The organism is Chitinimonas sp. BJYL2 (genome assembly GCF_027257935.1).
Taxonomy (GTDB): domain Bacteria; phylum Pseudomonadota; class Gammaproteobacteria; order Burkholderiales; family Chitinimonadaceae; genus Chitinimonas.
In genome coordinates, this window is the sequence record NZ_JANZKW010000001.1 from 1,236,264 (window position 1) to 1,245,966 (window position 9,703).

Here is a 9,703-nt window from a genome sequence, read left to right on the forward strand (position 1 = left end):
ATGACCAGCCTTAGCTGCTGCGGTCCACCGCGAACGTCGCCAGCGCCCGTAGGGACTGGCTGTGTGGGTTGTCAGGCAGGTTCGCGATGGCGTCGAGCGCGAGGGCGGCTTCGGCGCGGGCGGCGATGAGGCTGGCCTCCAATGCGCCGCAGCTTTGCACCGCGGCGAGCACGGCGGGGAACTGTTCGCCTTGGGCTTCGGTGATGGCTGTGCGTACCAGCGCCGCTTGCTCGGGGTTGGCCAAGCGCATGGCGTGGATCAGGGGCAGGGTGCACTTGCCCTCGGCGAGGTCGTCGCCCAGGTTCTTGCCGATTTCGCCCGCGTCGCCGGAGTAGTCGAGCACGTCGTCAACGATCTGGAAGGCGGTGCCGAGGTGAATGCCGTAGCGAGCCATGGCGTCTTCGGTGTCGGCATCTGCGCCGGCGAGGATGGCGCCCAAGCGTGAGGCGGCTTCGAACAGCTTGGCAGTCTTGTAGCGGATGACCTTGAGATAGGCGGCTTCGTCGAGATCGGCATCGCCGATGTTCATCAGTTGCAGCACTTCGCCTTCGGCAATGATGTTGGTGGCATCAGCCAGCACCTGCATCACGCGCATGCTGTTGGCGCCCACCATCATCTGGAAGGCACGCGAATACAGGAAGTCGCCCACCAGTACCGAGGCGGCATTGCCGAACAGCGCGTTGGCGGTCTGCCGGCCGCGGCGCAGGTGCGATTCATCGACAACGTCGTCGTGCAGCAGCGTGGCGGTGTGGATGAATTCGACCACGGCAGCCAGTTCGTGGTGATACTTGCCGGGATAGCCCAGTGCGCCAGCCGAGAGCAGCGTGAGTATGGGACGCAGCCGCTTGCCGCCCGAGGAGATGATGTATTCGGCAACCTGGCTGACCAGCAGGACTTCGGATTGCAGGCGGGCGCGGATGATGCTGTCCACGGCCTGCATATCCTGCGCGACGGTGGCTTTGACGAGTTCGATGGACACGTTGGGGGCTTGCTGCAAGATTGGGTGAATGGCGCGATTATAGCCGACGCGGCCGCAGCCCCGTTTGCGGCACTGCAAAGTGCGCGCAAGTCCTTGCTTACACTAAGAAATCCTTGACCGCTTGACTGGCGGTTCGGTATAGTGCGCGGCTCCCTGCGTGTCACGCGGGGTGTATTTACAGGAGTTCATTTATGTACGCGGTCGTAAAAACCGGTGGCAAGCAGTACAAAGTTGCCATTGGCGAAAAACTTAAAGTAGAACAGATTGCCGCCGACATCGATGCCCAAATCGTGCTTGAAGAAGTACTGATGGTGGTTGACGGTGAAGCGGTCACGGTTGGTACGCCGGTTGTTGCTGGCGCCAAGGTGCAAGCTACCGTGGTGTCGCACGGTCGTGGCGAGAAGGTGCGTATCTTCAAGATGCGTCGCCGTAAGCACTACCAGAAGCGCATGGGCCATCGTCAGAATTTCACTGAAATTCGCATCGACGCCATTACCAAGTAAGCAAGGAGTCTGAAACATGGCACACAAAAAAGCTGGCGGTAGTTCGCGCAACGGCCGCGACTCAGAAGCCAAACGACTTGGCACCAAGGTTTATGGCGGCGAGCTGATCCCTGCTGGTTCGATCATCATCCGTCAGCGTGGCACGCGTTTCCACGCTGGTGAGAATGTCGGCATGGGCAAGGATCACACCCTGTACGCCAAGGTGGATGGCTACGTGAAGTTCGTTGTGAAGGGTGCGCTCAAGCGCAAGACCGTTGTGGTCGAGCCCTACACCGGCGTCGAAGCCTGATTCACTGTTCTGGCGAATCCCGTCCCGCCGGGCCGGGCATTCGCCTAGAATGAAAAGCCCTATCTCACCGGATAGGGCTTTTTCGTTTCCCCTCATCACTCATTATCAGGTTGTCCGCACATGAAATTTATCGACGAAGCCCGCATTGAGGTCATCGCTGGCGACGGCGGCAATGGCTCTGCCAGTATGCGCCGCGAAAAATTCGTGCCGCGTGGCGGCCCGGATGGAGGTGATGGCGGCAAGGGCGGCAGCATCTGGGTGCTGGCCGACAAAGACATCAACACCCTGGTCGACTACCGCTTTGTGAAGCAGTACCGGGGCAAGCATGGAGAAAACGGCCAAGGTCGCGACTGCTATGGCAAGGGCGCGGACGACATCATCTTGCGCATGCCTATCGGTACGGTGATCAGCGATCTGGAGACCGGTGAAACGATCGCCGATCTGACCGATGATGGCCAGATGGTGCTGTTGGCCAAGGGCGGCAAGGGTGGTCTGGGCAACCTGCATTTCAAGACCTCCACCAACCGTGCGCCACGCAAGTTCACGCCTGGCGAGGAAGGCGAGCGTCGGGAGCTGAAGCTGGAGCTGAAAGTGCTGGCCGACGTGGGCCTGCTGGGCATGCCCAATGCAGGCAAGTCGACGTTCATCCGTTCGGTTTCCGCGGCCAAGCCCAAGGTGGCGGACTATCCGTTCACCACGCTGCACCCCAATCTGGGTGTGGTGCGCATCGATCACGAGCGCAGCTTCGTGATTGCGGATATTCCCGGCCTGATTGAAGGCGCCGCTGAAGGTGCAGGTCTGGGCCATCGCTTCCTCAAGCATTTGGCGCGTACCGGTGTGCTGCTGCATCTGGTGGATATGGCCCCGTTTGATGAAACGGTGGATCCGGTGCGTGAGGCCAAGGCCATTGTGGAGGAGCTGCGCAAGTACGACGAAGCGCTCTATAACAAGCCTCGCTGGCTGGTGTTGAACAAGCTCGACATGGTGCCGCTGGAAGAACGCGAAGGCCGTATCAATGCTTTCCTCGAAGGTTTTGGCTGGCCCAAGGCGCAGCCTGATCCGCTGGCACCGTTTGATCCCTTTGCCAAGCGCTGGTTCTGTATCTCGGGTCTGACCGGTGAGGGTACCCAGCATCTGATCTGGGCGCTGATGGATTATCTGGATACGACCCGCGGCGCTCGCCGTGCAGCCGAAGAGGGCGAAGCGCCGCCCGAGTTTGAGCCTTATGACCCGACCAAAGGCTAAGCCACGCGGGTAAACTGCGGCTTCCATGCAGAACGACTCGCTTTCCGAATTCTTCCAGCCGGGTTTTGATCCGCGCGACCTGACGCCGCTGGCGTCGCTGTTGCGGGCCAAGCCCTATCTGGATGCCCTGATCACCCTGTTTCGGGGTGGCGAAGATGAAGTCCTGTTGCGCCTGCTGTTGCTGCGCGAAATTGGCGCTCGCGCCGAAGCCCCGCGATGGTCGCCACAGGAACTGGATGCGCACTTTGCCTATGTGCATCCCGCCAAACTCAATACCGCGCTCAATCGCTTCCGCAAGGAAGGTTTGCTGAATTGGGATAGCGATACCAGCTTGTATTCCTTGTCCGAGGCGGGCCGCGTCGCACTGGCGGCGATTGCCACCTTGGTGCAGTTTGCAGATGGCGAAGCCGAGCTGGGTTACCTGACGGCGCAGGTGGCGGCCGGCCAGGCCATGGGCCAAATCGCGCCGGAGACACTGCAGCATTTGCTGGCGCGCCTGACTGAGCTGCATGCCGATTTCGAGACTGCACTCGAATCCCAATCCGAATTCCAGATCCGTGAAGCGCGCGCCAAGCTCGATAGCGTGTGGCGATGGGTGGCCAAAGGCACCGACGTGATACGCGATGTGCTGGCGAGTGAAGACGCGGATCGCCATGTGCAGCACATTGCCCAATCGATCGCACTGGCGCAGGGCCGCATGCTCCGGATGACCGGCGTGTTCCAGCGCCGCCTGGCCGAGCTGGCGGCCCAGCGCGTGCATCTTGGGCAGTCCGGCCTCACGTCCAGTCATGTGGCCGACTGGCTGCGTGGCCGTAGCCAGGAGCAATTGGCTGCGCTGGGCCGAGACCTGCTGAGCTTTCATCCTGAACCATCGTTTGCGGTATCGGACATCCTGCTCGACGTGACCGAGTTCGAGTTGCTGGAGCGCGAGCGTGAAGATGTCGTGCAGGTGGCGCTGCCGGCCTCCAGCCTTGCGGCATCGGTCTCGGCCGTGGAAGCCGAACGTTTGATTCTGGCGGAATCCCTGCACGACGAACTCGCCGCGCTGACGACCGAGACGACGCTAAGCAATGCCGTTCTCGCGGATACCTATCCCGAAACAGCTTATCGCTTGTCGCTACTGGCATTGCTTGGCGATGCCGAAGCGGCACTGCCCGGCAGTGTGCTGGCCAATCTGGTGCGCCTGCCACTGGCACTGGAAATCGACGCCGAAGTCGAACACCTCGATCACCCCGAAGTCGCGACCCTGAGCCGCGGCCGACTCTTGCCTGACTGACATGGATCAAGCCCTCAATATCCTGCTTGCCCGCTTGATGGTGCAGCGCTTCATCCCGCGCCGCGATCCGCTGGCCCGCCGCGCACTGCTCGATGAACACTTCCGCGAGGCGCTCGAAGCGCGGCTCGACGAATGCGGCATGCGCTTGCTCGAAAACCCCTACGCAGAACACATCGCCATCGGCCTCAAACCGGAGATGGAAGAGTGGGTGTTCGGCGAGGGCGAAAACTGGCTGTCTAATAATATGGGCCTGCCGCGCGATGCGATTGCACTGCTGGTGGTGGTCTGGGCACTGATCATCCTGCCCAAGCGCGAACGGCAGATTACCCGCGCGGCCTCATCGGGCGACACGCAGACCGATATGTTCGGTGCCGGCAAACCCATCACCACCCATGGCGAAGAAGTGGCCCCCGGCGTGCCCGAAGACGCAATCTATGCCGACTTCGGCAAGAAACTCGGCGGCAAAACGCGCTTCAGTACCAACCTGGGGCAGCTGGCCAAGCTGGGTTTCATCGTACGCCGTAACAAAATGATTTATGAGGGGCCGCTACTTGATCTGGTGCTGGATTACGCCAAGCTGGCGCCGCGCATCATTGATGGTGCCTTGGCCGAAGTGCTGAAACTATCGGGCACCGCGCTGCTGATCGAACCGGATCTGGTCACCAACGACGACGAGGAAGCCGCCTGATGTTCCAGATACGCGAAGTCGAAATGATTCACTGGGACTACTGGCGCGCCATCCGTGTACCGCTGGATGCCCAGATTGTCACGATCGTCGGCCCTAATGGTTCGGGCAAGACCACACTGCTCGATGCGATGCGCACGCTGTTGGCACTCAAGTGTTCTGGCCGCCGTGATTACAAGCGCTATGTGCGCAACAACCGCGAGCAATACGCGTGGTTACGCGGCGTGGTCACCAACCCGCAGCGCAGCACGGGTGGCTTGTTCCCGTTTCTGTTCTTCCCGCTGACCAGCGACGAAGTTACCTTGTTCTGCCGTATCAAGAAGCAGGGCGGTGACTGGGTGCGCCAATACGCCATCGCCGAGGGCAATATCCCGCTGGAACCGGATACGGAAAACCGTCTGCAATGGCTGGGTGTGAACGAATACAAGCGCCGCCTCGAACAGGCCGGCCTGACGGCTGCGATTGCCGAGGTGCTCGCGCTGGAGCAGGGCGACACCGACAAGCTCTGCGAATACAGCCCCAAGGCCTTGCTGGACCTGGTTTTCCAGGTGTTCGGCGACAAGCAGGTGCTGGATCACTACGCCGAAGCCAAGCTGCGTCTCAAGGAAACCGAAGGCGAGCTGGTGCGGCTGGAGCAGCAGGCCAGCCAGCTGGGCCTGGATGTGGAACGTCTGCGCCTGCGTGCCAACAACCATATTGAGTGGTGCTCACTGCAGGAAGAACTGAACCTGCTCGAACAGCGCGCCGTACCGGCGCTGCGTTATGTGGAGCGGTGGGACAGCCTTCGTGGCTATATCGCCCAGTTCCGCGGTGCGCGCCGTTTGCTGCGCCAGCGCCAGGATGAGCTGGATCGCGTTGACGCCGAATTCCGTGAGACCGACAGCGCGCTGGAACACGCCGGCGCAGCCGAGCGCGAAGCACATGCGGCTTATGAGAGCGTACAAGCCACGTTCCAGCAACTGCGAGACCGCGCCCGCGATACCGAAAAGCAACTGAAGGACGAAGAGCGCCTGCGCGCACTGGCCGAAACCGAGCACGGTGCGGATGCGGTAGCGCTGACCGACAAAGTCGCCAGCAAGCGCACCCAAGCCGAGCAGCTCCGTGCCTTAATCCGTGAGCTCAAGCGCGAGCGTGAATCGTTGACCGAATCGCAATTTGCGCTCCAGCAAGGCCGTCAGCCGCAGCCGGACTTCGTGCGCCAGATGCGCGCTGCGCTGGACTCGGCCGGCGTACCGCACCAGTTGTTGGTCGAGATAGTTGAGGTGCGCGATCCCAAGTGGCAGAGCGCCGTCGAAGCACTACTGGCACCGTATCGCCACATCATTTTGCTCCAACGCGAGAGCGACAAGCAGCAAGCCTGGGAAATCGGCCAGTCGCTGCGCTACAAGCACTTTGTGGTGCCGGAGCGGGAGGTCGTGGGGACGGTCAGCCGCAACAGCATGCTGGAGGTGGTGGACTTCAAGGCATCGGCGCCGGGCTGGCTGATCGGCTTGCTCAATCGCACCCAGCGTGCCGACAGTGTGGCGGATGGCCGCAGGATTGATGGCGACTGGATCACCCGCGAGGGCTATCACCGCGAGCGTCGCGGCGCGCGCGATATCGGCGTGCGCCCCGGCGACTTCGCGTTTGGCGAGGGCGCGCGTCAGTCACGCCTTCGCGAGATCAGTGAGCGGCTGCGAGATATCAATCAGCAGTTGCTCAAAGAAGAATCCACGCTGGTTGAACTGGAAAGCGGCATCTCGCAGCTGACCCAGTCGCTCATGGGCATGCAAGCCGTGGTGCAGTTGGCGGCGCGTCAGGAAGAGTTCGCTGCCGCCGCTGCGCGCTGGCCGGATGAACAAGCCGCAGTGCAAGAAGCCGCTGCGCGCCTCGGGCTGATCAAGCAGCAATGGGAAAGCCAGCGCGAGGTCTTCAGCGAACAGCGCGTGCGTTACGAAAAGCTCAAGGATCGACGTGCCGAGTTGGCGAGCTTGGTGGATCAGCAGCTGGATCAGGCCGCTCGGCAGCGCGATGAGCAGAGTCGACAGCTGCGTGCGCTACGTGAAGCCCGCGCCAATCTGCCGGCCGAGCTGGTCGATGCGGCTGCGATGCGCGCCCTGCGCGACAAATATGGCTCGGTGCGCGAAGTGCAACACTTGATCGAGCATGAGCGCGCGCGCCTGTCGGAAAGCCAGTGGGAAACCGACGCGACGGTTCCGGCGCGGCGGGATCGGTTGGCCGCGGAGCTGGCCTCGCTGGAGCGCGACACCCAGCGACATCGCCATGAAGTGGAACGCACCCGCGAACTCACCGATGAGGCTCGTGCGGCATATATCAATAAGTTGCGCGCGACAGTACGCGCCTATGGCCGCAATCTGCGCCACCTTGGCGAGCTGGCTGGCATTGGTGTTGAGACCAATCCACCGCAGCTTGAGAACGAAGACATTGCCTTGGCACAGGCCGGCCTGGAGGTCAGCTTCAACTTTGACCAGAAGGGCATGATGGGCTTGAATGACGGGGAGGCCTCGGGCGGCCAGCAGGTCATGAAATCCCTGATCCTGTTGATCGGCCTGATGATGGACGAATCGAATCCGGCGGGCTTTGTGTTCATCGATGAGCCCTTCGCCCATCTGGACATCTTCAACATCGATCGCGTCGGCGCTTTCCTCAAGGCCACGCAGGCCCAGTACCTGATCACCACGCCGCTGACGCACAACACCAATGTCTACGGCCCGTCCGAACTCACCTTGCTGACCCGCAAGAAGCAGCCCGGCGAGACATGGGCACCGCTAATTGCGCAAACCCGCCGCAGAGTCCGGGCGGCGGAACCGACTACTGCCTGAGATCATCAGACCATGGCACATAGAACAGGATCGCGCGCGTGACCCATCAGGATATCGAGGCCTATTGCATGGCTTTGCCAGGCGTGACCGCTGACATCAAGTGGCAGTCTGACCGCGTGTTCTCCGTGGGCGCCAAGATGTTCTGTGTGATGTGTGCAGACCCGGCGCAATCGACCGCGCTGTCTTTCAAGGTCGATCCGCAGCGCTATCTGGAACTGACCGATCAGCCCGGCATCGTTCCTGCCCCCTATCTGGCGCGTCATCACTGGGTACAGCTGGATCATCCATCGCGTCTGCCGACCGCGCTGCTCAAGCAACTGCTCACCCAGTCGCATCAGTTGGTCGTCGCCAAACTACCCAAGAAACAGCAATCGGGCCTGACCCTGGCATCGGATATCACATGAAACAGCAATTCAATTACTTCGCCCCTTGTCCGCGTGGACTCGAAAGCATCCTGGCTACCGAGCTAGCCACACTGGGTGCCGAGCGACTTCAGGCTACCGATGGGGGCGTTGCATTCCAGGGCGCGTGGTCGATGGTCTACAAGTCGAATCTGCATAGCCGTTACGCGAGCCGGATTCTGTGGCGCTTGGCCGAGCGCAACTATCGTGGCGAAGATGACTTATATGTACTGGCCAAGTCCATCGACTGGCACCAGCTGTTCGATGTGTCGCGCACGATCAAGGTGGTAGTCACCAGCACGGGCAGCAAGTTGCGCAGCCTCGACTTTGCCGGCCTGCGTATCAAGGATGCCGTCTGCGATGTCTTCCGCCAGCGTGTCGGCTCCCGCCCGAGCGTGGACACCAGCCACCCGGATATCCGTATCCACCTGTTCCTCACCGAACAAACCGCCACTATCTATATGGATACCAGCGGCGAAGCATTGTTCAAGCGTGGCTATCGCCAGGATGCTGGCGAAGCACCGCTACGCGAGAACCTCGCCGCAGGGATTCTGGCGCTGAGCGGCTGGCAACCCGGCGAGACCTTGCTCGACCCTATGTGTGGTAGCGGCACTTTCCTGATTGAGGCCGCCATGCAGGCTCGCAATATTGCACCCGGCCTGCGCCGTATGTTCGCGTTCGAGAAGCTGACCATGGTGGATATGGATGAATGGCGAAAAATCTGGGAAGCCGCCGATGCCGCCATCCTGCCCAGTGGATCCGTACATCTCTATGGCAGTGATATTGATCGCGGCGTCCTGGACGTTGCGCAAGCCAACTTGGAAGCAGCCGGCCTTGCAGATGATGTTTCGCTGGCGCAGGCCAACATTCTCGACTGCATGCCACCGGCACCTACGGGCGTCATGGTGTGCAACCCACCTTACGGTATTCGCCTGGATGAACAGGAGCGACTCGCTGCCTTCTATCCGGAGTTGGGCCATACGCTTAAACAGCACTTCAGCGGCTGGCGCGCCTACTTCATTACAGCAGACCTGCGCTTGGCCAAGCTGATCCGCTTATCCGCAAGCAAGCGGACACCCTTGTTCAACGGTGCGCTCGATTGCCGGCTGTTCGAGTACCGCATGGTAGCGGGCAGCAATCGCCGCAATGATGCTGCGGCTTAGCCTTCAGACGTCTGTATATAGATATACGGCAGCCCATATCTATATAGATCGCTAGGCAATCCGCCGGGCAAACCACCTCAAATCAAGCAAAACGCCCCGGTTCCGGGGCGTTTTGCTTGATTTGACGACTTCAGGCGTATCGATCCACCCAAGGCGAATACGCAGCAGGCGTTGCCTACCCAAAGAATCGCAGAGCGCTGTTATTTGAAAAAACAGTCACTTACGTATTTGGTGTAAAAATCTTGCTGAGAGGGTGTTGACGGTTGTTGGGGTGGTGCGTATAGTTCGCATCTCTGCTGCTGATGCAGACGAAAACGAAGCGAAACAGACGATGTTAGCT

9 protein-coding genes are annotated in these 9,703 nt (G+C 60.8%); 8 read left to right on the forward strand and 1 reads right to left on the reverse strand.

The window, feature by feature from the left end:
• Window positions 1-10: 10 nt before the first annotated feature.
• Window positions 11-940, reverse strand: coding sequence for a polyprenyl synthetase family protein (locus tag O9X62_RS05780; RefSeq protein ID WP_269531852.1), 930 nt, complete (start codon window positions 938-940; stop codon window positions 11-13).
• A 230-nt stretch (window positions 941-1,170) separates the two neighbouring features.
• Between O9X62_RS05780 and rplU the strand changes: the two genes are divergently transcribed.
• From rplU to O9X62_RS05820, 8 genes are all read left to right on the forward strand, one after another.
• Window positions 1,171-1,482 carry a 50S ribosomal protein L21 gene (gene rplU, locus O9X62_RS05785; RefSeq protein ID WP_269531816.1) on the forward strand — a complete coding sequence of 104 codons (312 nt, stop codon included), beginning with the start codon at window positions 1,171-1,173 and terminating at the stop codon, window positions 1,480-1,482.
• Window positions 1,483-1,498: 16 nt separating this feature from the next.
• Entirely contained in the window at window positions 1,499-1,771 is a 273-nt protein-coding gene (gene rpmA / locus O9X62_RS05790) for a 50S ribosomal protein L27 (protein WP_269531817.1), read from the forward strand.
• 120 nt (window positions 1,772-1,891) lie between these two features.
• Window positions 1,892-3,016: a GTPase ObgE gene (gene obgE, locus O9X62_RS05795; RefSeq protein ID WP_269531818.1), complete on the forward strand. Its 1,125-nt coding sequence runs from the start codon at window positions 1,892-1,894 to the stop codon at window positions 3,014-3,016.
• 25 nt (window positions 3,017-3,041) lie between these two features.
• Window positions 3,042-4,292 carry a hypothetical protein gene (locus O9X62_RS05800; protein WP_269531819.1) on the forward strand — a complete coding sequence of 417 codons (1,251 nt, stop codon included), beginning with the start codon at window positions 3,042-3,044 and terminating at the stop codon, window positions 4,290-4,292.
• Window position 4,293: 1 nt separating this feature from the next.
• Window positions 4,294-4,980 (forward strand): hypothetical protein, encoded by a 687-nt coding sequence (locus tag O9X62_RS05805; RefSeq protein WP_269531820.1) that lies wholly within the window; start codon window positions 4,294-4,296, stop codon window positions 4,978-4,980.
• Window positions 4,980-7,799 carry an ATP-binding protein gene (locus tag O9X62_RS05810; RefSeq protein ID WP_269531821.1) on the forward strand — a complete coding sequence of 940 codons (2,820 nt, stop codon included), beginning with the start codon at window positions 4,980-4,982 and terminating at the stop codon, window positions 7,797-7,799. The genes O9X62_RS05805 and O9X62_RS05810 overlap by 1 nt, the downstream gene beginning before the upstream one ends.
• A 38-nt stretch (window positions 7,800-7,837) precedes the next feature.
• A complete protein-coding gene (locus tag O9X62_RS05815) occupies window positions 7,838-8,203 on the forward strand; it encodes an MmcQ/YjbR family DNA-binding protein (protein ID WP_269531822.1) in 366 nt (121 codons plus the stop codon).
• Window positions 8,200-9,363 carry a class I SAM-dependent RNA methyltransferase gene (locus O9X62_RS05820; RefSeq protein WP_269531823.1) on the forward strand — a complete coding sequence of 388 codons (1,164 nt, stop codon included), beginning with the start codon at window positions 8,200-8,202 and terminating at the stop codon, window positions 9,361-9,363. The genes O9X62_RS05815 and O9X62_RS05820 overlap by 4 nt, the downstream gene beginning before the upstream one ends.
• The last annotated feature ends 340 nt before the right edge of the window (window positions 9,364-9,703 follow it).

Coding starts and splice junctions, on each gene's coding strand:
- O9X62_RS05800 (WP_269531819.1), top strand. CDS start 3,042: ATGCAGAACGACTCGCTTTCCGAATTCTTCCAGCCGGGTTTTGATCCG.
- obgE (WP_269531818.1), top strand. CDS start 1,892: ATGAAATTTATCGACGAAGCCCGCATTGAGGTCATCGCTGGCGACGGC.
- O9X62_RS05820 (WP_269531823.1), top strand. CDS start 8,200: ATGAAACAGCAATTCAATTACTTCGCCCCTTGTCCGCGTGGACTCGAA.
- O9X62_RS05810 (WP_269531821.1), top strand. CDS start 4,980: ATGTTCCAGATACGCGAAGTCGAAATGATTCACTGGGACTACTGGCGC.
- rplU (WP_269531816.1), top strand. CDS start 1,171: ATGTACGCGGTCGTAAAAACCGGTGGCAAGCAGTACAAAGTTGCCATT.
- O9X62_RS05805 (WP_269531820.1), top strand. CDS start 4,294: ATGGATCAAGCCCTCAATATCCTGCTTGCCCGCTTGATGGTGCAGCGC.
- O9X62_RS05780 (WP_269531852.1), bottom strand. CDS start 940: ATGCAGGCCGTGGACAGCATCATCCGCGCCCGCCTGCAATCCGAAGTC.
- rpmA (WP_269531817.1), top strand. CDS start 1,499: ATGGCACACAAAAAAGCTGGCGGTAGTTCGCGCAACGGCCGCGACTCA.